Raw genomic sequence first — 23,698 nt, 5'->3', positions numbered from 1 at the left:
GGGGCGGCGGGGGCGAAGAAACCCCGGTATCCACAGGCGCGGGCACGGGTCACCCCAGCGTCGTACCCTGGACACCCCCGGCCCGTCAGACGTGTCGGGCGGTTCGCGTTGCTCCCTCGGATCCTCGGATGGAAACCTCTTCATGAGCCTGCACGGTCTGCTCGACGCCGTCGTCAAGGACGCCGCACTCACCGAAGCGGTGAAGGCCGCCGGCGACGGCAACCGTATGCACGTCGACCTGGTGGGCCCGCCCGCGGCCCGCCCGTTCGCGGTGGCGGCCCTGGCCCGCGAGGCGGGCCGCACGGTGCTGGCCGTGACGGCCACGGGCCGGGAGGCCGAGGACCTGGCGGCGGCACTGCGGACGCTGCTGCCGGCCGACGGGGTCGTGGACTACCCGTCCTGGGAGACGCTGCCGCACGAGCGGCTGTCCCCGCGAAGCGACACCGTCGGGCGCAGGCTCGCGGTCCTCCGAAGGCTCGCGCACCCCCGCCCCGACGACCCGGAGACCGGCCCGGTCTCCGTCGTGGTCGCACCCGTCAGGTCGGTCCTCCAGCCGCAGGTCAAGGGCCTGGGCGATCTGGAGCCGGTGGCCCTGCGGACCGGCCAGAGCGCCGACCTCGGTGACGTCGTGGCGGCCCTGGCGGCAGCGGCGTACGCACGGGTCGAGCTGGTCGAGAAGCGCGGCGAGTTCGCCGTACGCGGCGGGATCCTGGACGTCTTCCCGCCCACCGAGGAGCACCCGCTGCGCGTGGAGTTCTGGGGCGACGACGTCGAGGAGATCCGCTACTTCAAGGTCGCCGACCAGCGGTCCCTGGAGGTCGCCGCGCACGGGCTGTGGGCGCCGCCCTGCCGCGAGCTGCTGCTCACGGACGACGTGCGGGAGCGGGCGGCCCGCCTCGCCGAGGCCCACCCCGAGCTGGGCGAACTGCTCGGCAAGATCGCCGAGGGCATCGCGGTCGAGGGCATGGAGTCCCTCGCGCCCGTCCTCGTCGACGACATGGAACTGCTCATCGACGTCCTGCCCAAGGGCTCCATGGCCGTCGTCTGCGACCCGGAGCGGGTGCGCACGCGCGCCTCGGACCTGGTGGCGACCTCGCAGGAGTTCCTCCAGGCGTCCTGGGCGGCGACCGCGGGCGGCGGCGAGGCCCCGATCGACGTCGACGCGGCGTCCCTGTGGGGCATCGCGGACGTACGGGACCGGGCCCGCGAGCTGGACATGATGTGGTGGTCGGTGTCGCCGTTCGCGGCGGACGAGACGTTCACATCCGCCGACGCGGACGCGGACACGCTGAAGCTCGGGATGCACGCCCCCGAGACGTACCGCGGCGACACCGCGAAGGCACTCGCCGACACCAAGGGCTGGCTCGCGGACGGCTGGCGCACGGTGTTCGTCACCGAGGCCCACGGCCCGGCGGCCCGTACGGCCGAGGTGCTCGGCAGCGAGGGCATCGCGGCCCGCCTGGAGTCGGACCTGGCCGCGCTCGTCCCCTCCATCGTCCAGGTGGCCTGCGGTTCCATCGACTACGGATTCGTCGACCCGGCGCTGAAGCTCGCCGTGCTCACGGAGACCGACATCTCCGGCCAGAAGGCCGCCGGCAAGGACGGCGCCCGGATGCCGGCCCGCCGCCGCAAGACGATCGACCCGCTCACCCTGGAGACGGGCGACTACATCGTCCACGAGCAGCACGGCGTCGGCCGCTACATCGAGATGGTCCAGCGGACGGTCCAGGGTGCGACACGTGAGTACCTCGTCGTGGAGTACGCGCCCGCCAAGCGCGGGCAGCCCGGCGACCGCCTCTACATCCCCACCGACCAGCTGGAACAGATCACCAAGTACGTGGGCGGCGAGGCCCCGACCCTCCACCGGCTCGGCGGCGCCGACTGGACGAAGACCAAGGCGCGCGCGAAGAAGGCGGTCAAGGAGATCGCCGCCGACCTCATCAAGCTGTACTCCGCCCGGATGGCCGCCCCCGGGCACGCCTTCGGCGGCGACACACCGTGGCAGCGCGAGCTGGAGGACGCCTTCCCGTACGTCGAGACGCCCGACCAGCTCACCACCATCGCCGAGGTCAAGGAGGACATGGAGAAGACGGTCCCGATGGACCGCCTGGTCTGTGGCGACGTGGGCTACGGCAAGACGGAGATCGCGGTCCGCGCGGCCTTCAAGGCGGTGCAGGACGGCAAGCAGGTCGCCGTCCTCGTACCGACGACGTTGCTGGTGCAGCAGCACTTCGGCACGTTCTCCGAGCGCTACTCGCAATTCCCGGTGAACGTACGGGCGTTGAGCCGCTTCCAGACGGACACGGAGGCGAAGGCGACCCTGGAGGGCCTGCGCGAGGGCTCGGTCGACGTCGTCATCGGCACGCACCGGCTCTTCTCCGCGGAGACCAAGTTCAAGGACCTGGGGCTCGTCATCGTCGACGAGGAGCAGCGGTTCGGCGTCGAGCACAAGGAGCAGCTGAAGAAGCTGCGCGCGAACGTGGACGTACTGACGATGTCGGCGACCCCGATCCCGCGCACCCTGGAGATGGCCGTGACGGGCATCAGGGAGATGTCGACGATCACGACACCCCCGGAGGAGCGTCACCCGGTCCTGACCTTCGTCGGGCCGTACGAGGAGAAGCAGATCGGCGCGGCCGTCCGCCGCGAACTGCTGCGCGAGGGCCAGGTCTTCTACATCCACAACCGTGTCGAGTCCATCGACCGGGCGGCGGCGCGACTGCGCGAGATCATCCCGGAGGCGCGCATCGCGACCGCCCACGGGCAGATGTCCGAGCAGTCCCTTGAGCAGGTCGTCGTCGACTTCTGGGAGAAGAAGTTCGACGTCCTCGTCTCCACGACGATCGTCGAATCGGGCATCGACATCTCGAACGCCAACACCCTGATCGTGGAGCGCGGCGACAACTTCGGCCTCTCCCAACTGCACCAGCTGCGCGGCCGGGTGGGCCGTGGCCGCGAGCGGGGGTACGCGTACTTCCTCTACCCGCCGGAGAAGCCCCTGACGGAGACCGCCCACGAGCGCCTCGCGACCATCGCCCAGCACACCGAGATGGGCGCGGGCATGTACGTGGCGATGAAGGACCTGGAGATCCGCGGCGCCGGAAACCTGCTGGGCGGCGAGCAGTCGGGTCACATCGCGGGCGTCGGCTTCGACCTGTACGTACGCATGGTCGGCGAGGCCGTCGCGGACTACCGCGCCTCTCTGGAGGGCGGTGTCGTGGAGGAGCCGGCGCTGGAGGTCAAGATCGAGCTCCCGGTCGACGCGCACGTCCCGCACGACTACGCCCCGGGCGAGCGGCTGCGCCTGCAGGCGTACCGCTCGATCGCCTCCGTGAACTCCGAGGAGGACGTCAAGGCCGTACGCGAGGAACTCGTCGACCGCTACGGCAAGTTGCCCGAGCCGGTGGAGAACCTGCTGCTGGTGGCCGGTCTGCGGATGCTCGCGCGCGCGTGCGGTGTCGGCGAGATCGTCCTCCAGGGCAACAACATCCGCTTCGCACCGGCGGAGTTGAGGGAGTCCCAGGAGCTGCGCCTCAAGCGGCTGTATCCGGGGACCGTCATCAAGCCGGCCGCACACCAGTTGTTGGTACCCCGCCCGAAGACGGCGAAGGTGGGCGGCAAGCCGCTGGTCGGGCGGGAGTTGCTGGGGTGGACCGGGGAGTTCCTGGCTTCGATTCTGGGGTCGTGACACCCAAGCCGCTCTCCTGAAAGGCGGATCAGGAAAGGGCGGATCAGGAACTGCCCTGGAACAGAAGGCCGCTCAGGAGGCGGAAGACCTCCTCCGGGTCCTGGTCGCCCACCGGTCCGTCCAGGTTGTGGCTGAGCAGCAGCGTGGCGAAGCCGTGGGCCAGGGACCAGGCGGCCACGCCGGCGAGGCGGGCGTCGGTGCCGCGGCCCTCGGCGGGGACGGCCGAGACGGCGTCGCGCAGGCGCTCGCCCGCGAGGGCACGGGCCGTCGTCAGCTCCAGGTCGTTCCCGCGCAGCAGCTCCGGCGTGAACATCACCTGGAAGTGGGCCGGGTGCTCGCGGGCGAAGCGGACGTAGCGCACGCCCGCGTCCTTCAGATCCGCCGCATCCGTGAGCGTGGCCGCCAGCAGTCCGTAACCCTCCGCCGCGATCGCCGTCAGCAGGCCCGTACGGTCCTTGAAGTGGTGGGCCGGCGCCGCGTGCGAGACACCCGCGCGGCGGGCCAGGTCCCGCAGGCTCAGCGCGGAGGGGCCCTCGGCGGAGATGACGTCGAGCGCGGCCGTCACGATCGCGCGGCGCAGGTCCCCGTGGTGGTAGGCGCGGCGTCCGCCGGACTTGGCGGCCGAGGGCGCGTTCGGCGCGATCGACTCGGACGCTTCGGACGCTTCGGACGCTTCGGATGGTTCTGACGCTTCGGACGGCTCGGACGGCTCGGACGGCTCGGACGGTCCGGACGGTCCGGAGGGCTTCGCGGGGGGCTCGGTGGACTGCGTGCGGGTGCTCTTCGCCATGGTCAGCAGCGTACGCCGAATCTAGGCATTGACAAGTTTGGTGGGGTCGGGCAATCTAGTCAGTGTCAAGTTGTCGGACGGTCGGGAACGGGCGAAGGGGGTACGTCATGTCTGTGGACGCGGGCGAGGCGGTGCGGGGCGGCAGTGGGGTCGAGCTCGGCAAGGTGCGGCAGATGTGGCATCTGCTTGAGCCTCTGCATGCCGTGCTCTATTACGCGCCGGAGGTCTTCGAGGAGGCGGCCGGGCTGGGTTTCGACGTCGGGGACCGCTGGCCGAGCTACTTCCCGTTGCGTGCCGCCCCGTTGGGCGCCGTCGGGGGCGAGCGTGTTGCCTCCGCCTTCTACAGCTTCAGCCCTCGCATGGTCGCCGAGCACATGGATCACGCGTGGCGGACCGCCGATCCTCGGAAGGTGCTGGAGGTGAGGGAGCGGGGCATCGACCGGGCGTACCGAGCGATATTCGGCGACCACGTCGACAGCCCCGAGCTCGCCGAAGCCGCCGCGCTCGCCCGCCGAGTGGCCGAGTCGGTGAACACGCCGGCCGTCCCTTGGCCGCCGCCAACGCCGAGTTGCCCTGGCCGGAAGCCCCGCATCAGCAGCTGTGGCACGCGGCGACGATCCTGCGCGAGCACCGCGGTGACGGACATCTGGCCGCACTGCTCGTCGCGGGCCTCGACCCCGTCGAGTCGCTCGTGTCGTTCGCGGCGATGGGCGCCGCGTCCGTGGAGCGGTTCGAGAGCCGGGGGTGGAGTGCGGGGGAGTGGGCCGCTGCGCGTGAACGGCTCGTGGCGCGGGGGCTGTTGGCCGCCGACGGCACCGCGACGGACGCCGGTCGCGCCCTCCGCCAGGAGGTGGAGCGGCACACCGACGAGCTGGCCGCCGCACCCTGGCGGGCGCTGGGTCCGGACGACACCGGTCGACTCGCCGATCTGCTGGGGGAGTTCTGGGTCGCGGTCCTCGGATCGGGGCTGCTGCCGTCGGAGACGACGTTGGGGATACGGAAGGTGTGAGGCGGAGTGTGAGGGGGGCTGACTCCCCGCTGCCGGTCACCACCGGTGTCACGCCGGTTGTGCACCACTTGCCCGTTGAAGTCCGGCGAAGTCCGTTCCCTGCCTGTTATTGCGCCACCCTTTCCGCCAGTACGGTGAGGCCCAGGGAAACCGCCCGCTAGGGGCGGACAGGGGCAAGCTAAGGGGAGGGAGCGCCGTGACGCTCTGGACCAGGGTCGCCGGAGCCGCGGTACTGCTGCTCGCCGCGACCGGCTGCACCGTGGAGACACCGGGTTCCGCCGGCCCCGAGGACTCGGCAGCGGGTGCGGGCGCAGGCACGGGCGCCGGCGGAGCCGCCCTCACCGCCGTCGACGGACTGACCGTCAAGGGGCGGGCGCCCATGACGGGATACGACCGGGACAAGTTCGGCAGCCCTTGGGCCGACACCGACTCGAACGGCTGCGACACCCGCGACGACGTACTCAAACGGGACCTGAAGGAGGTGAAGTTCAGCGACGGCGACTGCCAGGTGAGCTCAGGGAAACTCGACCCCGACCCGTACACCGACAAGGACGTCACCTTCGTACGAGGGGGCCGCAGCGAGGTCGACATAGACCATCTCGTCGCGCTGTCGGACGCCTGGCAGAAGGGCGCCCAGAAGTGGGACGCGAGCAAGCGGATAGCGCTGGCCAACGACCCGCTGAACCTCCTCGCCGTCGACGCCGGCCGCAACCGCAGCAAGGGCGACGGGGACACGGCGACCTGGCTCCCGCCCCACAAGGCGTACCGCTGCACGTATGTGGCCCGGCAGGTGGCCGTGAAGAAGAAGTACGAGCTGTGGGTCACCGCCGCCGAGAGGGACGCCATGAAGCGGGTCCTGTCCGGCTGCCCGGGGCAGAAGCTCCCCTCCGGGGGGACCTCGACAGAGGCACCGAAGCGGTTCCACGCGGGCTGAGTGGGCTGACTGCGCTGAGTGGTCTGAGCGGGCCGAGTGGGCCGAGTGGGCCGAGTGGGCTGACTGGGGTGGCCAGCCTGCGCGGGGCGACTGGGGTGACTGGGCTGAGCGGGGTCCCGCGCTGGGTGGGGTCGGATCCGCGCAGCTAAATGCGTTCCGCACCGGCCGAGTCGACGCCTACCGTGTCCCGCATGGAGCTGAAGGTATCGAGCCTCGCGGAGCGGCCCGAGATGCACGGCCGGGTGACCGGAATGGCGGACACCTGGCCCGAGTTCCTGCGCAACGACCCCGTCGGCAACGCGCACTACGGCCGCATCGCCACCGAGCTGCCGGAGTACGTGCTGTTCGCCGAGGACGAGCGCGGAGAGGTGGTCGCGCACGCCTACAGCGTGCCGTTCGCCCTCGCGGACCAGGACCGCGGTGAGTTGCCGGCCCGGGGCTGGGACGAGGTGCTGGTGTGGGCGTTCTCCGACCGGCGCCACGGCGTCACCCCGGACACGGTGAGCGCGATCTCGATCGTCGTCGCCCCGCACGCCCAGGGCACCGGCCTGTCGGCCCGCATGCTCTCCGCGATGCGTGACAACGCCCGGGCCCGGGGCTTCGACGAGGTCGTCGCCCCGGTGCGCCCGAGCGCGAAGCATCTGGAACCGCGTACGGAGATGGCGGAGTACGCGTTCCGGACGCGCGGCGACGGGCTGCCGCACGACCCGTGGCTGCGGGTCCATGTCCGGGCGGGCGCGCGCATCGAGGCGGTGGCACCGGCGTCGATGACCGTGGCGGCGTCGCTCGACGAGTGGCGGGCGTGGACCGGGCTGCCCTTCGACGAGGAGGGCCGGATCGAGGTCCCCGGCGCGCTGGTGCCGGTCCACTGCGAGCCGCGCCGCGGGTACGCGGTGTACGTCGAGCCCAACGTGTGGGTGCGGCACGCGCTTTGAGGCGCGTGCGGTGGTCCGGCGTGTCTGGTTGGGGCATGCCTTGAGGGCGCACCCCTGAAGGCGCGCCCCATAGGCTTCCCTCTGCCCCGTCGACCCGGGCGGTGTTCCGTCAGCCGCCCATCTCGTTCAGGTCGAGGACCTTGCCCGCGGGCTTCTCGGCCGGGACGGGGGTGTCGAACTCGCCGAAGGTGACCGTGCCCGGGTCCTTGGCTGACTTGCTGACGACCTTCAGCAGGTAGGGCTTGCCCTCGGTGGCGACGTAGAGCGTGTAGCTGTCCTTGCCGTCCTTCTCGTGGAGGACGATCGCCGGGGTGCCGTCGACCGTGGTCGCTTTGCCGCGGGTGGCGTCGGAGTTGACGTCCTGGAAGTCCGCGAGCACGGTGTCGAGGTCGCAGAAGCTCGCGATGTCCTTGGCGTCCGAACCGGTCGCGGACATCTTGGTCCACTTGCCGGCCAGCATGGCCACCACTCCGTCGGTCTCCTCCTTGGACGCGCCGTCGCTCTGGGCACGCAGGAACTTCTCGTCGTACTTCATGTAGAGGGTGTCGCCGGTCTTGACGAGGTCGGCCTTGCCCTGGCCGTTCGCGCTCATCGTGCCCGCGCACTCGCCCTTCCTGTTGAGGGCCATGTCCAGGCCGACGCGGCTGCCACCGTCCTTGATGTCGCCCTTCATGCGCAGCGACGAGGCGTTCGAGGTGGCCTTCACGGCCTGGTCGGCGATCTCGCCGCCGGTCTGCCCGGCGAACGGGCCCTTCGGCTTGCTGTCCGCCTTTTCCTCCCCCGGCAGACAGCCGGTGAGCGAGGCGGCGGCCGTGGCGGCGAGGCAGAGAGCGGCAAGTGCGGTGCGACGCATGACAGTTCCTTGAAGTGTCGAGGTGAAGAGAAAGGGGAGAGGGCGCGAGAGCGCCATGGCGCGAAGGCGCCAATGAGCGGATGCCGCCAATGAGCGGAAGGCGCCAAAGAGCGGTGGAGAGAAGGCGCGCGGGCGCGGCTGCGGCAGACGCGGGCCGGAGTGCGGGGACGTCGGTGCCTGGCGTCAGCCGGTCTTCTTCCAGTCCTTGCAGCCCGTGGTCTTGAAGTAGGCGTCGCCGGCGGCGACGGTCACGACGGCCGTGCCGGACACGTTGTTGTTCGCGAGGATCGACTCCAGGGAGTGCGAGGCGTCCTTGGAGCGCTCCCAGTAGCAGAGGTCGTCGGTGTTGCCGGTGGACCTGTAGGTGCCGGGAGCGATGTCGACGCCGACTCTGTGCATGCCGCCGTCGCCCTTGACCAGCTCGGCCGGGGTGCCGGTCGCCTTCGTGTCGACGGCCTCCCAGTCCTTGCAGCCGCTCGACTTGAAGAGCTTGTCGCCCGCCGGGATCGTCACGTAGCTGGTGCCGCTGACGTTGTCGTTGGCGAGGATCGAGTCCATCTCGCCCGAGGCGTCCTTGGCGCGCTCCCAGTAGCAGAGGCTGTCCGTGTTGCCCGTGGTCCGGTAGGTGCCGGGCTTGACGTCGGTGCCGACCTCGAAGTCGCCGTCGCCCTGGAACGCCACCTTCTTCTCCGCCTTGCCCGCCTTGGCGTCCTTCTTCGTGTCCGCGCCGGAGTTGGTGCCGGACTTGGTGCCGGACTTCGTGTCGGACCCGCGCTCGGCGGAGGCCGCGGAGTCCTTGCCCTTGCCGCCGGAACCGCTGTTCCCGTCGTCGCCCGCGTTCGCCGACACCGCGCCGATGACGACGACGCTCACGACAACCCCCAGCGCGATCTTTCCCTTGGCGCCCATGACAGTCCTCTCCCCCCAGAGGTGACGGCCGCCGTTCTCGGCTGCCGTTCATCCGATGGGTCAATCACAGCAGAGGCTGTGAACCGAGTCAACATGGTTCACGTAGAAGGGTGAGTACACGGCCGTGAATGAGTCGTTGCCGCATGCGTCGGTATGCTCGACGCCACACACCAGGACAAGGGGAGCCGACGGGTGCAGGAGAACGGGACAGAGGTCACCGCGGCGGGGATCGCCAGGCTCGCCGGAGTCGGCCGGGCCGCCGTCAGCAACTGGCGGCGCCGCCACGCCGACTTCCCCAAACCCGTCGGCGGCACCGAGACCAGCCCCTCCTTCGCGCTCACCGAGATCGAGACCTGGCTGCGCACCCAGGGCAAGCTCGCCGAGGTGCCCCTGCGTGAGCGCGTATGGCAGCAGCTCGCCGGCCACCCGGAGGGCCCGGTCACCGCACTCGTCCACGTCGGCTGCGCGCTGCTGCTCGTCAACGACCGCCCCACGGTCTGGCTGGAGCTGAGCGCCGGCTCCGACGCGCGCCTCGCCGAACTGCTGCCCGCACCTCTCGACCAGGTCCTCACCCCGCGCTTCGGCCTGGTCCGCAAACGGGCCGTGGACACGCCGACCGCCGCCCAACTCCGCCCGTCCGCCCCCCTGTTGCGCGGCGCCGCCGACCTCGCGGCCGAGCTGGGCACCCGCAAGGCGTACGAGTTCCTGCTCGGAAGGCACCTCGACGCGAACCCGCGCCAGTACACGCTCACGCCGACCGGCCTCGCCGCCCTGATGACCGACCTCGCGGGCCCCGCCAGGACCGTCCTCGACCCGGCGTGCGGCACCGGCGCCCTGTTGCGCGCGGTGGCCGCCGCACAGGACACCAAGGGCATCGAGGACCAGCACCTGTACGGCCAGGACAGCGCCCCCGAACTGGCCGCCCTCGCCGCACTGCGTCTCGCCCTCCACGCCGAGGCCACCGTGACGACCGTGCGCACCGCCGCCGCCGACAGCCTCCGCGACGACGCGTACGGCACCCTCACGGCAGACGCCGTCCTCTGCCATCCGCCGTTCAACGAGCGCAACTGGGGCCACGACGAACTCGCCTACGACCCCCGCTGGGAGTACGGCTTCCCGGCCCGTACCGAGTCCGAACTGGCCTGGGTCCAGCACGCGTTGGCCCGCCTCAAGGAAGGCGGCATCGCCGTCCTCCTGATGCCCCCGGCCGCCGCCTCCCGCCGCTCCGGCCGCCGCATCCGCGCCGACCTGCTGCGCCGCGGCGCCCTGCGCGCGGTGATCGCCCTGCCGCCCGGCGCGGCACCCCCGTACAACCTCCCGCTGCACCTGTGGGTGCTGCGCAGGCCCGCCCTCACGGCGCACCCCGCGCAGCCCGAGGTGCTGCTCGCCGACACCGGCGCGTTCACGGCGGACAGCCGCGGCGGCCTCGACTGGCAGTCCGTGCGCACCGCGGTCCTCGACGCCTGGCGCCCCTTCGACCGCACCGGCACCACGCCCGAACAGCCGGGCCTCAGCCGCTCGGTGCCGGTCATCGAACTCCTCGACGACGACGTCGACCTGGCCCCGGCCCGCCATCTGCCGCCCCCCGCGGCGGGCGGCGGCGCCGAGCAACTCGCCGACGTGCGCGACCGTCTCGGCGAGACCCTCCGCCGCACCGGCGACCTCACCCCGCCCGCCGCCGACCCGCGTCCGCCGACCCGCTGGCCGCTCACCACGATCGGCGAACTCGCGCGCGGGGGCGCACTCCAGCTGCGTACGGGCGGAAACGGCGGCCACGCGCGCGTGCCCGTCCTCACCGACCACGACGTCCTCGCCGGAACAGCGCCCTCCGGAACGCTGCCCGAGAGCGACGAGGAAGCCGTCCTCACCGAGCCCGGAGACGTCGTCGTCCCCGTACTCGGTGGCGGCGCCATCGCGCGCGTGGTCGACGAGGCGACCGCGGGCGCCGCCCTCGGCCGCAACCTCGCGCTGCTGCGGCCCGACCCGGCCGCCATCGACCCGTGGTTCCTCGCCGGCTTCCTGCGCGGCACCGCCAACAACCGCCAGGCCAGCAGCTACGCGTCCACCGCGACCCGCCTCGACGCCCGCCGCCTCCAGGTGCCCCGGCTGCCACTGGACCAGCAGCGCACGTACGGCGAACGGTTCCGCGCGCTCGCCGAGTTCGAGGAGGCGCTACGACTCGCCGGGCGCCTCGGCGAGCAGCTGGTGCGCGGCATGTACGACGGCCTGACGGACGGCACGGTCGAGCCCGGCTGAGACGGTTGGGGCGGACGGAGTGATCAGCACGACAACGGTTCGGTACAACCCGGGAACAGTTGTCCTTGTCGGCCTATACGCTCGGACTTCCAACTCGTAGGTTCGTCCTCCGTCCGCTCTTCGTCCTACTTTCGTCCGTCCTCATCAGGCCTCCAGGAGCAACCATGCAAGGCCACGGCCAGGCGCAGCCGGTGAAGCCGCCACCCTCGACCGGGTTGCTGGTCTTCCTGCGTGTGTTCTTCGTGGTGATCTCGGTGTGCAGCTTCGGCCTGCTCGGCTGGACGATGATGCTGCGCCTGGCACTCGTGACCCGCAAGTCCCTCGACTGGGGCCTGTTCGTGGCCACCCTCGCGGCCGAGATCCTCGGCATCGTCCTGCTCGGCACCGAGGGTGGCGAGGAGATCCACACCCCGGGCGGCTGGCTGGGCCTCGCCCTGCTCTTGGGCTCGCTCGTGGTCGTGATCTCGTACTACCTCTCGGCGGACATCCGCCACTTCCACCAGCTCAGCTACCCGACAGCGGGCTACGCGCAGCACCAGCAGGCCCCGGCGCCCGTGTACGGCTACCCGCAGCAGCAGTCGCCGTACAACTCCGCGACGGGCCCGCACACCCCGGTGCCCCCGAGCACGCCGATACCTCAGCCCGGCACGCCGACCCCGACCCCGCCGCCCCAGCCGCAGCGCCCCGCGCCGGCCAGGATCGACCAGGTGCGCGCCGAGCTCGACGAACTGAGTGACTATCTCCGCAAGCACGAGGACGGCAGGTGACCGTGGCGCCGGGACGTGTGATCACCGGCCGCTACGAACTGTCCACGCTCATCGGGCAGGGCGGGATGGGCCAGGTGTGGACGGCGTACGACCAGCGCCTCGACCGGCGCGTCGCCGTCAAGCTGCTGCGCCCCGACAAGGTCGCGGGCGCCGAGGCCGACGAACTGCGCCGCCGCTTCGTGCGCGAGTGCCGCGTCACCGCCCAGGTCGACCACCCCGGTCTGGTCACCGTGCACGACGCGGGCAGCGAGGGCGAGGAGCTGTTCCTCGTCATGCAGTACGTCGACGGCGCCGACCTCGCCGACCACCTCGCCGAACACGACCCGTACCCCTGGCAGTGGGCCGTCTCGGTCGCCGCCCAGCTGTGCGCCGTGCTGTCCGCGGTGCACGCCGTGCCGATCGTCCACCGCGACCTCAAGCCGCGGAACGTGATGGTCAAGCAGGACGGCACGGTCACCGTCCTCGACCTCGGCGTCGCGTCGGTCATGGACACGGACACCACCCGCCTCACCCACACCGGTTCACCCATCGGCTCGCCCGCCTACATGGCCCCCGAGCAGGCGATGGGCGGCGCGGTCGGCCCGTACACGGACCTGTACGCGCTCGGGGTACTGATGCACGAACTCCTCAGCGGGGACGTGCCGTTCTCGGGCTCCACCGCCCTCGGCGTGCTCCACCGCCACCTCTACGAACCGCCCCTCCCGGTCCGCCGCCTGCGCCCCGAGGTCCCGGAAGCGCTCGAAGCCCTCGTGCTGCGGCTGCTCTCCAAGGACCCGCAGCACCGCCCCGACTCCGCACAGGAGACGTACGAGCAACTGCTGCCGCTGCTTCCCGCGCGCGGGATCCCGTCCGGTGGCCCGCTCGACCCCACACGCCCCTTCCTGCGCCCGCACGCCCCCTGGCCGGACCGCGCCCGGACCCCCGCGGCCCAGCCGCAGGCCACCCCGGCCGCCGAGAAGCCCGACGTCGCGGGCGCCGTCGACGAGGTCAAGCGCCTCCTCGGCGAGGGCCGCATCACCCAGGCCGTCGACATCCTCGGCGGCATCCTCCCGGCCGCCGCCGCCCAGCACGGCGAGCACTCACCCGTCGTCCGCACCCTGCGCAAGCAGTACGCGGCCACGCTCATGGACGACGGCCAGTACCGCCGGGCCCTGCCCGAACTGCGCCTCCTCGCCGACGAGCGCGCCGCCGAGGCGGGCCAGGCCGACCCGCAGTCCCTGCGCTTCCGCTACGAGGCCGCCCAGTGCCTGGAACAGCTCGGCGAACCGGCCGCCGCGCTCGCCGAGTACCGCGCGCTGCTCCCGTACTACGAGAACCAGTACGTCGCCCAGGACGCCGAGCTCTCCTTCGAAGTCCGCCGCCGCATCGGCCACCTGCTGCTCGCCCTCGGCGACCGCGCCGCCGCCCACGACACCCTGGCCCGCCTCCAGTACGACGTCGAACGGCTGCGGGGCCCCGGCCACCCACTGGTCACCGAGATCAGCCGGACCCTCCAATGGCTGGGCCAGGTCCGCGGCTGACCGACCGCCCACGCCCGGGCCTGACGGGTGGTCCGCGACGCCCCGGACGCGCCGGTGGCGATCACCGGCTGAGCCCACTGTGCGGCGTGAGGATGGAGACGGCCCGGGGACGGTGCCCGAAGTCCTGGCGAATCGTTGGGTCGAATGGGTGGCCGAGAGCCGGTCCCCTGCCTACCATCGATCACCGCAAGACTTTGTGCACCGTCGCACAAGCTCCTACAGGAGGTCTCCTTGCACCGCCGCCGTCGCACCGCGTTCCTCCTCTCCGCCGCGCTCGTCACCGCGGCCCCCCTCCTCACCGCCTGCGGCAACGACGCGCATCCCGGTGCCGCGGCCGTCGTCGGCGGCGACCGCATCACCGTCTCCCAGCTGGAGAACCGGGTGAACGAGGTACGGTCCGCGCAGCGGGCGGCCACCACGGGCGAAGCGCAGTACGAACAGGCCATCGCCAAGTCCGGCGGCCTCACCCGCGACACCCTGCACGGCATGGTCCTCGACCGCGTCCTGCACCAGGCCGCACAGGACGCCGGCGTGACCGTCACCCGCAAGGAGGTCCAGAGCTTCCGCGGCGAACTGGAGAAGCAGGCAGGCGACGCGAAGGCCCTGGAAGTGGCCTGGCTCCAGCAGTACGGGGTCGCGCCCGAGCGGCTCGACGACAACCTCCGCGTCCAGATCGAGGCCCAGAAGCTCGCCGCCGCACTCGGCACGGACACCAGCCAGCCCGCCTTCTGGGAGGCGCTGTCCAAGGCGTCCAAGAAGATGGACGTCGACCTGAACCCGCGCTACGGCGACTGGGACGTGGAGAAGAGCAGCCGCGTCGACGCCAAGCTGCCCTGGCTGCGCGAGGTCACCTCGTCGGGAAGCAAGGAAACGGCGTAGCAGGCCGGTCCGGTCCTGATCCTTCTTCGCCCACTGCACGTGACCTTGATGTCAGTGGCGTGGGTTACGTTCGGTGTGTGAACGCATCCAGCCCGGGGCGCATCGTCCTGCTCACCACCAGCCACCGAGTCGCGCCCGGACTCCTCTCCTGGCCCGCCTGGCAGGCGCTGCACGGCGCCGACCGCGTCCTGTGCGCGGACGGCACGCACCCCCAGCTGCCGTATCTGCGCGAGGCGGGCATCCAGGTCGACGAGTCCGCGCCGACCGCCGAGGACCTGGTCGACGCCTGCGCCGGCGGGCACACGGTCGTCGTCGTGGCCACCGGCGAGGGCGAGCCGCGCCTGACCGACGGCCTGGCCCGGCTGGCCGGTTCGGGGCGCGTCCAGATGCCCGACCTCGAACTGCTCCCCGCGTCGTACGACCTCCCGGGCGCCCGCCTCCTCGACCTCGTCCAGGTCATGGACCGCATCCGCGTCGAGTGCCCGTGGTCGTCCCAGCAGACCCACAAGGGCCTGGCGAAATACGGCATCGAGGAGGCGTACGAACTCGTCGAGGCCATCGAGGAGGGCGACCGCGACGAGCTGCGCGAGGAGCTCGGCGACGTGCTGCTCCAGGTCGTCTTCCACGCCCGGATCGCCGAGGAAGGCGGCCCGGAGGACGATGACGAGCCCTTCTCCATCGACGACGTGGCGGGCGGCATCGTCACCAAGCTCATCCACCGCCACCCGCACGTCTTCGGCGACGAGACCGCCTCGACGCCCGAGGAGGTCAAGGAGCACTGGCTGCGTACCAAGGCCGTCGAGAAGCAGCGGACATCCGTGACCGAGGGCGTCCCGCTCGGCCAGCCCGGCCTCGCACTCGCCGCCAAGCTGGCCTCCCGCGCACGCACGGCCGGCCTTGAGGTGCCACTGCCCCAGGGCGAGGGCGTCGGCTACGAACTACTGGCACTGGCGGTCCGCGCCGAGACGGACGGCGTGGACCCGGAGGCGGCGCTCAGGGCGGCGGCACGGGCGTACCGGGACGCGATACGGGCGAGTGAGGGCTAGGGCGGGAGCCGGTCGGGTCCCGTGCCGAGGCTCTCAGTCGGGAGCACGCGCCGACGGGTTGTGCCAGTGCGGACGGGGCCGGTGGAGGAGCCACTGGCCCGGGCCGAGCGGGCGGGCCTGTCCCTGGTCGGTGGGCGGCAGATCGTCGCAGAAGACGCGCTCGGGGTCGGCGCCGAGCACGGGGAGGACCTCGGAGGTCTCGTCGACCAGCCTGGGCGGACCGGCCAGATAGACGTCGTGGCGGGCCCAGTTGGCCCGATTGCCCAGAGCCGTCAGCAGCCGGCCGGTGGCCTGTGCCTTCGGCCGGCCGGGCGCGGGCGTTATGACGGTCACGTCGAGATGAGGCAGCCGCGTGCATAACTCCCCGAGCGCGGCCCGGTCGTAGAGGTACGTGGTGTCCCGGGCGACAACAAAAAGCCGGGCCTCGTCGTACGAGCCCGGCTCCCATGCCAGTTGCTCCAGCAGCGCCTTCACCGGGGCCCAGCCGGTGCCCGCGGCTATGAAGGTGACGGGCCGCTCCACCGGCGTCCGCAGCGTTAATCGGCCGGCGGGCGCGCCGAGCCGCAGGACGTCGCCCGCGCGGGTGCGCCGCACGAGCTCGGTGGACAGGACGCCGTCCTCGACGAGGCTGACATGTAAGTCGACGGTGTCGTCGGGACGCGGCGCGTTGGCCAGGGAATAGGGGCGCCAGACACCCGGGATCCGGGGGCTGTTGACGCTCACGTACTGGCCGGGCAGATGGGGGAGGGGGCTGTTGGGGCGCAGCTTCAGTACGGCGAGGTCGTCCCCGTACCTGGTGCGGCCGAGCACCTCGGCGTCCCACCACGGCGGCTCCCCCTGGCTCTCCGCCTCCCACGCGCCGTCCATCATGGCGTCCGCGATCACGGCGTACGCCTCGCCCCAGGCCTTCTCCACCTCGGTGCTCCACGCCGACCCCGACACGGCGGCGAACGCGGCGATCAGGCTCGTGCCCACCGCCGCGTAGTGCTCCGGCCGCGCCAGATACTTCCGGTGGTCCCGCCCCAGCTCCCACAGGTACTCGTGCATCCCCGGCTCCCCCAGCCGCCCCACGACGAGCGTCAACGCGGCGAACAGACGGTCCCGTTGGCGTTCCATGTCCTCCGGGAAATCCAGCGGGAACAGGGCGCGGACATCGGGGTGGTGCCAGAAGAGGTGCGAGTAGAAGTACTTGGCCGCGAATTCGGCTCGCCTTTCGACGACCGCGAAACTGGTCCGGAGGAGATCGGGGTCCACGGGCGCGAATGTATGGAGTTTCCGGCTCCCGGGGTCAAGGAGCAGGTGATTCACGGACGTTCTTGAACAAACGGCGCAAGTTGCGGAGTGAAGCCGGGATCGGAGGGCAGCTGTGGCGAGCCACGACGGCACCGAGCCGGCCCTCGCCACCCACCGAGCAGGCTTTCACCACCCCTCCCGATACGGTCGAGGAGTGACCGAAACACCTGCTCAGCCTCCCGCAGGGCAACCTGCCCCGGAACTCTTCACCTGGGAGTTCGCGACCGACCCCTACCCGGCGTACGCCTGGCTCAGGGAGCACGCCCCCGTGCACCGGACGAAACTCCCCAGCGGAGTCGAGGCCTGGCTGGTGACCCGGTACGCCGACGCCAAGCAGGCCCTCGCCGACGGCCGGCTCAGCAAGAACCCCGCCCATCACGACGAGCCCGCGCACGCGAAGGGGAAGACCGGCATCCCCGGCGAGCGCAAGGCCGAGCTGATGACGCACCTCCTCAACATCGATCCGCCGGACCACACCAGGCTCCGGCGGCTCGTCAGCAAGGCGTTCACACCTCGGCGGGTGGCCGAATTCGCACCCCGCGTGCAGGAGTTGACCGACCGGCTCATCGACGGGTTCGTGGAGAAGGGAGAGGCCGACCTCATCCACGAGTTCGCGTTCCCGCTCCCCATCTACGCCATCTGCGATCTGCTGGGCGTCCCGCCCGAGGACCAGGACGACTTCCGCGACTGGGCCGGGATGATGATCCGGCACGGGGGAGGGCCGCGCGGGGGCGTGGCGCGGTCCGTGAAGAAGATGCGCGGCTATCTCGCCGAGCTCATCCACCGCAAGCGCGAGGAGCTGACGGAGCTGCCCGCCCCGGGCGAGGACCTCCTCTCCGGTCTCATCAGGGCCTCCGACCACGGCGAGCACCTCACCGAGAACGAGGCCGCCGCGATGGCCTTCATCCTCCTGTTCGCCGGGTTCGAGACGACGGTGAACCTGATCGGCAACGGCACGTACGCGCTGCTCACCCACCCCGAGCAGCGGCAACAGCTCCAGGACTCCCTCGCGGCCGGCCGTACGGACCTGCTCGCGACCGGTGTCGAGGAACTGCTCCGCTACGACGGGCCGGTGGAGCTGGCCACCTGGCGGTTCGCCACCGAGCCGCTGAGCATCGGCGGGCAGGACATCGCCGCCGGCGACCCCGTACTCGTCGTGCTCGCCGCAGCCGACCGCGACCCCGCCCGGTTCGACGAGCCCGACACCCTCGACCTCTCCCGCCGTGACAACCAACACCTCGGTTACGGCCACGGCATCCACTATTGCCTCGGCGCACCCCTCGCCCGGCTGGAGGGCCAGACCGCGCTGGCCACGCTCCTCACCCGCCTCCCCGACCTGCAACTCGCGGGAGATTCCGCCGATTTGCGATGGCGTGGAGGACTCATCATGCGCGGATTGCGCACGCTTCCGGTTGAGTTCGCCCCTTCCGCGAAGGTGCGTACGGACTAGCCGGTGACCAGTGAGTGACCGGCGGACGGGGTCGACGGAACATGAGACTCCGTCAAGTTTGTGATCTTCACGTTATCTGCGCTGCATCGACTTGTGACAAGAGTTCGACTGCCTATACGTTCACCCATCAATGCGGCCGGTCCCGCCTGCCGCAGCAGTCACAAGCGCAGTCATCGGCTGTGCGCTGGGCGAAGTCGTCCTTGCTGTCACGCGAAAGGCAACCGCATGCTCTCCGGGAACGGTCGTCACCGTCGCCCCCGTCAGGCTCCGGCTCTCCTCGTCGCGGCGGGCGTGACCGGGTCGGCCATCGCGATCCCGCTGCTCGGCGCGACCGGCGCGAGCGCCGCGAGCGGCACCACGTGGGACGCGGTCGCGGAGTGCGAGAGCGGCGGCTCGTGGAGCGCCAACTCCGGCAACGGGTACTACGGCGGCCTCCAGATGACCCAGGAGACCTGGGAGGACAACGGCGGCCTCGACTACGCGCCGAGCGCCGACCAGGCCAGCCGTTCGCAGCAGATAGCCGTCGCCGAGAAGATCCTCGCGAAGCAGGGCACGAGCGCCTGGGCGACCTGCGGTCTCGTCGCGGGCCTGACGCAGAACTCCGACTCGGCCGACTCCGACACGGGGGGCGCGGAGGAATCTCCCACCCCGCTGTCCGGCTTGGGCATGGGAGACAGCAGCGGGACGAAGTCCGACACGTCTGGTTCATCCAGTTCGTCCGACTCGTCCAGCGGTAGTGGCGACAGTGCCGACTCACAGGATTCCGACAGCTCCTCCACGGACGCCACCGCAAAGAGTGATGACCCGGACAAGTCGTCCCAGAACGGGGAGGCTTCGGCCGAAGGTTCCGGGACGGAAGACACCGGCTCCGGCCGTCACCGCGGTGACAGTGCCGACGAAGGCGCCACCGACTCCCGCGCGGACGACTCCGCCGGCCGGCACGCCTCGCGCAGCGACAGCGAGTCGCGCGTCGCCGCCGAGGGCTCGTACGCCGTGCGTTCCGGAGACAGTCTCTGGGGGATCGCCGACTCCCTTGGTGTCGAGGGCGGATGGCGGGCGCTGTACGCCGAGAACAAGGAAGCCATCGGTGACGACCCGGACTTCATCATCCCCGGTCAGAGCCTCGATGTGGACGGCCTGCAGACGGCGGACAAGTAGCGGTCCGCGCGGAGTGCCATGTGGTCATCAAGGCGTCGAATCGGGCGAAAAACAGCGGCAGTTCGCGCTGAATGTCCGATTTGGTGAAAGTGAGACATGGATCTCAAGACCCTGATCGTCTTTGAAATTCGGCGGATCGCGTGTCTACGGTCGTGACCGCTCGCCACTGGTGAGCCCCGACGGTCGCAACGCCGAATCCTGCCAGCGGCCGTACGGGAACAGTCGTCGCGTCAAGCGCCGTAGGCAGGAGCGGGGGACCCAAGGTAAGTGCCGGACCCGGTCGTTGAGGCCAGGTACGGCTTGGGGTTAAGCCGCGTGACAGCAGTGTCACGTGGCCGGGCAACTCACTCGGCCCGAACCCGACAGCTCACCTCGCAGGCGTCGGTGAGGGGATCACTTCATGCTGCTTTCCGGCAAGGGCAAGCACCGCCGCCCGTCCAAGGCCACCCGTATCGCCACGCTCGCCGGTGTCACCACCGCGGCCGTCGCCGTCCCGCTGATGGGCGCCACGGGAGCCTCCGCCGCCACCGCTTCCGAGTGGGACGCCGTCGCCCAGTGCGAGTCCGGCGGCAACTGGTCGATCAACACCGGCAACGGCTACTACGGCGGCCTGCAGTTCTCGGCCTCCACCTGGGCCGCGTACGGCGGCTCGGCATACGCCTCCACCGCCAACCAGGCCTCCAAGGCCCAGCAGATAGCCGTCGCCGAGAAGGTCCTCGCGGGCCAGGGCAAGGGTGCCTGGCCGAGCTGTGGCGTGGGCCTGTCCGGCGCCTCGACCGGTGGCGCGCCGGCTCCCTCGAACTCGGGCAACTCCGGCCAGAGCACCTCGCAGTCTCAGCAGCAGAGCACCAAGTCCTCCGAGGAGCGCGCCTCGCGTTCCCAGGAGCGCTCGACCGCGAAGAAGACCGTCGAGACCCCGACCGGCAAGAAGGTCGAGAAGGGCGACGGCGAGTACAAGGTCGTCAAGGGTGACACCCTCAGCGAGATCGCCGAGAAGAAGAACGTCAAGGGCGGCTGGGCGAAGCTGTACAAGCTGAACGACGACATCGTCGACGACGCCGACTTCATCTTCCCGGGCCAGCAGCTGCACCTCAGCTGACACCGCTGACCTTCGGTCAGCCGCGCCCCGGCCGAGGCCTTGGCCGCTCAGCCTCGGCCGGATCTCCGGACTCCGAACCTCCGGGTTCATATTCGGATTGCGGCTGAACCACAGCGCCCTCACATCCGTGTCCCCCATAGTGGAGGCCTCGTGAGGGCCACCCCCGTCCCCCACGGGCTCCCCGCTCCGGTGCGTGTTCCCCCGTACGCACCGGGGCGGGGCTTTTTCTTTCCCGCGCTGCCCCCGCGCTTCCCGCTCGCTTTGTTCCGTTCGGAAACAATTTACTCTCGGTTCTGTCCAGGAGGCGGTCGAGGGCTGGCCGAACCCCGGCAGCCGGTTAGGCTCATGCCGCGGGGCCACCACAGGTCCGCACCCAACCGGGCCCTCGGCCCGGACAGCTTGCGTCACATCCCAGAAGGAGATGCTCGTGCCGTCCATCGACGTCGTCGTAGCCCGGGAAATCCTGGACTCCCGAGGCAACCCCACGGTCGAGGTCGAGGTCGGCCTCGACGACGGCAGCACGGGTCGTGCCGCCGTTCCGTCCGGCGCCTCCACAGGTGCCTTCGAGGCTGTTGAGCTCCGTGACGGAGACCCCAACCGCTACCTCGGCAAGGGTGTCGAGAAGGCCGTCCTCGCCGTCATCGAGCAGCTCGGCCCGGAGCTCGTCGGCTACGACGCCACCGAGCAGCGCCTCATCGACCAGGCCATGATCGACCTGGACGCCACCGACAACAAGGGCTCGCTCGGCGCCAACGCCATCCTCGGCGTCTCGCTCGCCGTCGCCCACGCCGCGTCCGAGGCGTCCGACCTCCCCCTCTTCCGCTACCTGGGCGGACCCAACGCGCACCTGCTGCCGGTCCCGATGATGAACATCCTCAACGGTGGGTCGCACGCCGACTCCAACGTCGACATCCAGGAGTTCATGATCGCCCCGATCGGCGCGGAGTCCTTCTCCGAGGCCGTGCGCTGGGGCGCCGAGGTCTACCACACCCTCAAGAAGGTCCTGAAGAGCCGCGGCCTGTCCACCGGCCTCGGCGACGAGGGCGGCTTCGCCCCGAACCTCGGCTCCAACCGCGAGGCCCTGGACCTGATCCTCGACGCGATCAAGGAGGCCGGTTACATCCCCGGCCAGCAGGTCGCCCTCGCGCTCGACGTCGCCGCCTCCGAGTTCTACAAGGACGGCAAGTACCTCTTCGAGGGCAAGGAGCGCTCCGCCGCCGAGATGACGGAGTACTACGAGGAGCTCGTCGCGGCCTACCCGCTCGTCTCCATCGAGGACCCGCTGTACGAGGACGACTGGGCCGGCTGGAACGTCATCACCGAGAAGCTGGGCGACAAGGTCCAGATCGTCGGCGACGACCTCTTCGTCACCAACCCCGAGCGCCTCGCCCGCGGCATCGAGGAGGGCTCCGCCAACGCCCTGCTCGTCAAGGTCAACCAGATCGGCTCGCTGACCGAGACCCTGGACGCCGTCGAGATGGCCCAGCGCAACGGCTTCAAGTGCATGATGTCCCACCGCTCCGGCGAGACCGAGGACGTCACCATCGCCGACCTCGCCGTCGCGGTGAACTGCGGCCAGATCAAGACCGGCGCCCCGGCCCGCTCGGACCGTGTCGCCAAGTACAACCAGCTGCTGCGCATCGAGGAGATCCTCGACGACGCGGCGGTGTACGCGGGCCGTTCGGCCTTCCCGCGCTTCAAGGGCTGAGCGCAGCCCTTCGGCCGGGGTGACAGCCCCGTCGTACGTACGTCCCCGTACTCGGTCCCGTACCGTGTGCGGGGACGTACGCACGTGATGGGCTCGACGGGCTCGATGTACGCGATGTGCTCGACGGGTTTGTACCGGGGAGGCGGGACAGATGGCCGTGAAGGACCGCGACCGGTTCTCCACCTCGACCAGGCTGCGGCTGCTCGGTGAGCAGACCGCCGCCCGTGTCTACCGATCGCAGACCAAGCGGCAGGCCCGCCGCTCACGGCTGACCGGCCGGGCGGCACTACTCGCCCTCGTCCTGTGCACGCTCGTGGTGGCCCTCGCCTATCCCATAAGGCAGTACGTCTCCCAGCGCGCCGAGGTCGCTGACCTCCAGCGCGAGCGGGAACAGGCCCGGCAGCGCGTCGAGCAGCTCCGCGACCTCAAGGCGCGGTGGCAGGACGACGCGTACGCCGAGCAGCGCATCCGGGAGCGGCTGCACTACGTGATGCCGGGCGAGACCGGCTACATCGTGATCGACCCCGACGCGGCGAAGAAGACGCGTACGGATCAGACGGCGGCCGACCGGGCCTGGTACGCCAACGTCTGGGACGGCGTCGACAAGGCAGACGCCGCCGACGGGTGACCCGACAGGTGATCCAGCCGGTGATTCGCCGGTGATCCACTCAGAGAACTGACTAGAGAGACTTACCCACAGGCATGCAAACGCCCCCGCCGCCCACCCCGCGCACCGAGCCCACCGACGCGGACGTCGAGGCCTTCAAGCAGCAGCTCGGACGGCCGCCGCGCGGGTTGCGCGCGATCGCGCACCGCTGTCCGTGCGGGCAGCCGGACGTCGTCGAGACGGCTCCCCGTCTCCCGGACGGGACTCCCTTCCCGACGACGTACTACCTGACATGTCCGCGGGCGGCCTCCGCGATCGGGACGCTGGAGGCGAACGGGGTCATGAAGGAGATGACGGACCGGCTCGCCACGGATCCGGAGTTGGCGGCCGCATATCGTGCGGCGCACGAGGACTACATCGCCCGGCGCGACTCCATCGAGGTGCTCGAAGGCTTTCCGAGCGCGGGCGGTATGCCGGACCGGGTGAAGTGCCTCCACGTCCTGGTCGCCCACTCCCTGGCCGCCGGGCCCGGGGTGAACCCCCTGGGCGACGAGGCGCTCGCGCTGCTGCCGGAGTGGTGGCGCAAGGGGGCGTGCGTGGTGTCCACCGAGGCGTGATTCCGCCCCCGCCGCCCTTACCCATTCCCGTCCCCTGGGGCTTCGCCCCAGACCCCGTGCCCCGTGGGGTGGGTTGTCGGGTGGAGGTCGGCTGTTGCTGGCCGCGCAGTTCCCCGCGCCCCTAAATACCTAGGGGCGCGGGGAACTGCGCAGTCTTTTGGGGGTTCGGGGGCGGAGCCC

At 70.9% G+C, this 23,698-nt stretch carries 18 protein-coding genes, 1 pseudogene and 1 riboswitch; of the genes and pseudogenes, 15 read left to right on the top strand and 4 right to left on the bottom strand.

Annotated features, from left to right (window positions below):
- Positions 1 to 142 precede the first annotated feature (142 nt).
- Positions 143 to 3,688, top strand: a complete 3,546-nt coding sequence (gene mfd, locus AOK17_RS44490) for a transcription-repair coupling factor (protein WP_055618349.1) — start codon at positions 143 to 145, stop codon at positions 3,686 to 3,688.
- Between the two features lie 43 nt (positions 3,689 to 3,731).
- Here mfd and AOK17_RS44485 read toward each other — a convergent pair whose 3' ends face one another.
- Positions 3,732 to 4,331 (bottom strand): TetR/AcrR family transcriptional regulator, encoded by a 600-nt coding sequence (locus AOK17_RS44485; protein ID WP_055618351.1) that lies wholly within the window; start codon positions 4,329 to 4,331, stop codon positions 3,732 to 3,734.
- A 254-nt stretch (positions 4,332 to 4,585) separates the two neighbouring features.
- Between AOK17_RS44485 and AOK17_RS44480 the strand changes: the two are divergent.
- From AOK17_RS44480 to AOK17_RS44470, 3 genes and pseudogenes are all read left to right on the top strand, one after another.
- Positions 4,586 to 5,487, top strand: a pseudogene (locus AOK17_RS44480) (SCO6745 family protein).
- Between the two features lie 196 nt (positions 5,488 to 5,683).
- Positions 5,684 to 6,421 carry an HNH endonuclease family protein gene (locus AOK17_RS44475; RefSeq protein WP_055618348.1) on the top strand — a complete coding sequence of 246 codons (738 nt, stop codon included), beginning with the start codon at positions 5,684 to 5,686 and terminating at the stop codon, positions 6,419 to 6,421.
- A gap of 191 nt (positions 6,422 to 6,612) precedes the next feature.
- On the top strand, positions 6,613 to 7,356 hold the full coding sequence (locus AOK17_RS44470; protein ID WP_055618347.1) for a GNAT family N-acetyltransferase: 744 nt from the start codon (positions 6,613 to 6,615) through the stop codon (positions 7,354 to 7,356).
- A gap of 109 nt (positions 7,357 to 7,465) precedes the next feature.
- Here AOK17_RS44470 and AOK17_RS44465 read toward each other — a convergent pair whose 3' ends face one another.
- The gene (locus tag AOK17_RS44465; RefSeq protein WP_055618346.1) at positions 7,466 to 8,209 is read right to left on the bottom strand and encodes a hypothetical protein; all 744 of its coding nucleotides are present in this window, start codon (positions 8,207 to 8,209) and stop codon (positions 7,466 to 7,468) included.
- A gap of 183 nt (positions 8,210 to 8,392) precedes the next feature.
- Complete coding sequence (locus tag AOK17_RS44460; protein WP_055618345.1) at positions 8,393 to 9,118, bottom strand: Rv1352/Rv1906c domain-containing protein; 726 nt, start codon at positions 9,116 to 9,118, stop codon at positions 8,393 to 8,395.
- A gap of 192 nt (positions 9,119 to 9,310) precedes the next feature.
- On the opposite strand from AOK17_RS44460, the gene AOK17_RS44455 reads away from it, so the two are divergent.
- The 5 genes from AOK17_RS44455 (at position 9,311) to AOK17_RS44435 (ending at position 15,586) form a co-directional block, all read left to right on the top strand.
- Complete coding sequence (locus AOK17_RS44455) at positions 9,311 to 11,374, top strand: N-6 DNA methylase (RefSeq protein ID WP_055618350.1); 2,064 nt, start codon at positions 9,311 to 9,313, stop codon at positions 11,372 to 11,374.
- 164 nt (positions 11,375 to 11,538) lie between these two features.
- Positions 11,539 to 12,141 carry a hypothetical protein gene (locus AOK17_RS44450; RefSeq protein WP_055618344.1) on the top strand — a complete coding sequence of 201 codons (603 nt, stop codon included), beginning with the start codon at positions 11,539 to 11,541 and terminating at the stop codon, positions 12,139 to 12,141.
- A 38-nt stretch (positions 12,142 to 12,179) separates the two neighbouring features.
- Entirely contained in the window at positions 12,180 to 13,661 is a 1,482-nt protein-coding gene (locus tag AOK17_RS44445; RefSeq protein ID WP_266759989.1) for a serine/threonine-protein kinase, read from the top strand.
- Between the two features lie 231 nt (positions 13,662 to 13,892).
- Positions 13,893 to 14,540: a SurA N-terminal domain-containing protein gene (locus AOK17_RS44440; protein WP_055618342.1), complete on the top strand. Its 648-nt coding sequence runs from the start codon at positions 13,893 to 13,895 to the stop codon at positions 14,538 to 14,540.
- A gap of 59 nt (positions 14,541 to 14,599) precedes the next feature.
- On the top strand, positions 14,600 to 15,586 hold the full coding sequence (locus AOK17_RS44435; RefSeq protein WP_405543853.1) for a nucleoside triphosphate pyrophosphohydrolase: 987 nt from the start codon (positions 14,600 to 14,602) through the stop codon (positions 15,584 to 15,586).
- A 33-nt stretch (positions 15,587 to 15,619) separates the two neighbouring features.
- On the opposite strand, the gene AOK17_RS44430 is transcribed toward AOK17_RS44435, so the two are convergent.
- Positions 15,620 to 16,840 (bottom strand): globin domain-containing protein, encoded by a 1,221-nt coding sequence (locus tag AOK17_RS44430; protein WP_055618340.1) that lies wholly within the window; start codon positions 16,838 to 16,840, stop codon positions 15,620 to 15,622.
- Between the two features lie 193 nt (positions 16,841 to 17,033).
- On the opposite strand from AOK17_RS44430, the gene AOK17_RS44425 reads away from it, so the two are divergent.
- The 6 genes from AOK17_RS44425 (at position 17,034) to AOK17_RS44400 (ending at position 23,518) form a co-directional block, all read left to right on the top strand.
- On the top strand, positions 17,034 to 18,329 hold the full coding sequence (locus tag AOK17_RS44425) for a cytochrome P450 family protein (protein WP_055618339.1): 1,296 nt from the start codon (positions 17,034 to 17,036) through the stop codon (positions 18,327 to 18,329).
- 225 nt (positions 18,330 to 18,554) lie between these two features.
- Entirely contained in the window at positions 18,555 to 19,487 is a 933-nt protein-coding gene (locus AOK17_RS44420; protein WP_055618338.1) for a transglycosylase family protein, read from the top strand.
- Positions 19,488 to 19,712: 225 nt separating this feature from the next.
- Positions 19,713 to 19,883: riboswitch (cyclic di-AMP (ydaO/yuaA leader) on the top strand.
- Positions 19,884 to 19,887: 4 nt separating this feature from the next.
- Entirely contained in the window at positions 19,888 to 20,586 is a 699-nt protein-coding gene (locus AOK17_RS44415) for a LysM peptidoglycan-binding domain-containing protein (RefSeq protein ID WP_055618337.1), read from the top strand.
- A gap of 427 nt (positions 20,587 to 21,013) precedes the next feature.
- Positions 21,014 to 22,294 carry a phosphopyruvate hydratase gene (gene eno / locus AOK17_RS44410; RefSeq protein ID WP_186001238.1) on the top strand — a complete coding sequence of 427 codons (1,281 nt, stop codon included), beginning with the start codon at positions 21,014 to 21,016 and terminating at the stop codon, positions 22,292 to 22,294.
- A 151-nt stretch (positions 22,295 to 22,445) separates the two neighbouring features.
- Positions 22,446 to 22,922 (top strand): FtsB family cell division protein, encoded by a 477-nt coding sequence (locus AOK17_RS44405; RefSeq protein ID WP_055618335.1) that lies wholly within the window; start codon positions 22,446 to 22,448, stop codon positions 22,920 to 22,922.
- A 74-nt stretch (positions 22,923 to 22,996) separates the two neighbouring features.
- Entirely contained in the window at positions 22,997 to 23,518 is a 522-nt protein-coding gene (locus tag AOK17_RS44400) for a DUF501 domain-containing protein (RefSeq protein ID WP_055618334.1), read from the top strand.
- Positions 23,519 to 23,698 lie beyond the last annotated feature (180 nt).

Origin of the sequence: Streptomyces phaeochromogenes (genome assembly GCF_001418655.1) — a bacterium.
GTDB lineage: Bacteria > Actinomycetota > Actinomycetes > Streptomycetales > Streptomycetaceae > Streptomyces > Streptomyces phaeochromogenes.
The sequence above is the reverse complement of the archived record's forward strand: the minus strand, read 5'-3'. Positions and strand labels throughout refer to the sequence as shown.

Bases quoted from the DNA above. Each gene is read 5' to 3' on its own strand.
- mfd (WP_055618349.1), top strand. From the start codon at position 143: ATGAGCCTGCACGGTCTGCTCGACGCCGTCGTCAAGGACGCCGCACTC.
- AOK17_RS44470 (WP_055618347.1), top strand. From the start codon at position 6,613: ATGGAGCTGAAGGTATCGAGCCTCGCGGAGCGGCCCGAGATGCACGGC.
- AOK17_RS44465 (WP_055618346.1), bottom strand. From the start codon at position 8,209: ATGCGTCGCACCGCACTTGCCGCTCTCTGCCTCGCCGCCACGGCCGCC.
- AOK17_RS44460 (WP_055618345.1), bottom strand. From the start codon at position 9,118: ATGGGCGCCAAGGGAAAGATCGCGCTGGGGGTTGTCGTGAGCGTCGTC.
- AOK17_RS44450 (WP_055618344.1), top strand. From the start codon at position 11,539: ATGCAAGGCCACGGCCAGGCGCAGCCGGTGAAGCCGCCACCCTCGACC.
- AOK17_RS44420 (WP_055618338.1), top strand. From the start codon at position 18,555: ATGCTCTCCGGGAACGGTCGTCACCGTCGCCCCCGTCAGGCTCCGGCT.
- AOK17_RS44415 (WP_055618337.1), top strand. From the start codon at position 19,888: ATGCTGCTTTCCGGCAAGGGCAAGCACCGCCGCCCGTCCAAGGCCACC.
- AOK17_RS44405 (WP_055618335.1), top strand. From the start codon at position 22,446: ATGGCCGTGAAGGACCGCGACCGGTTCTCCACCTCGACCAGGCTGCGG.
- AOK17_RS44400 (WP_055618334.1), top strand. From the start codon at position 22,997: ATGCAAACGCCCCCGCCGCCCACCCCGCGCACCGAGCCCACCGACGCG.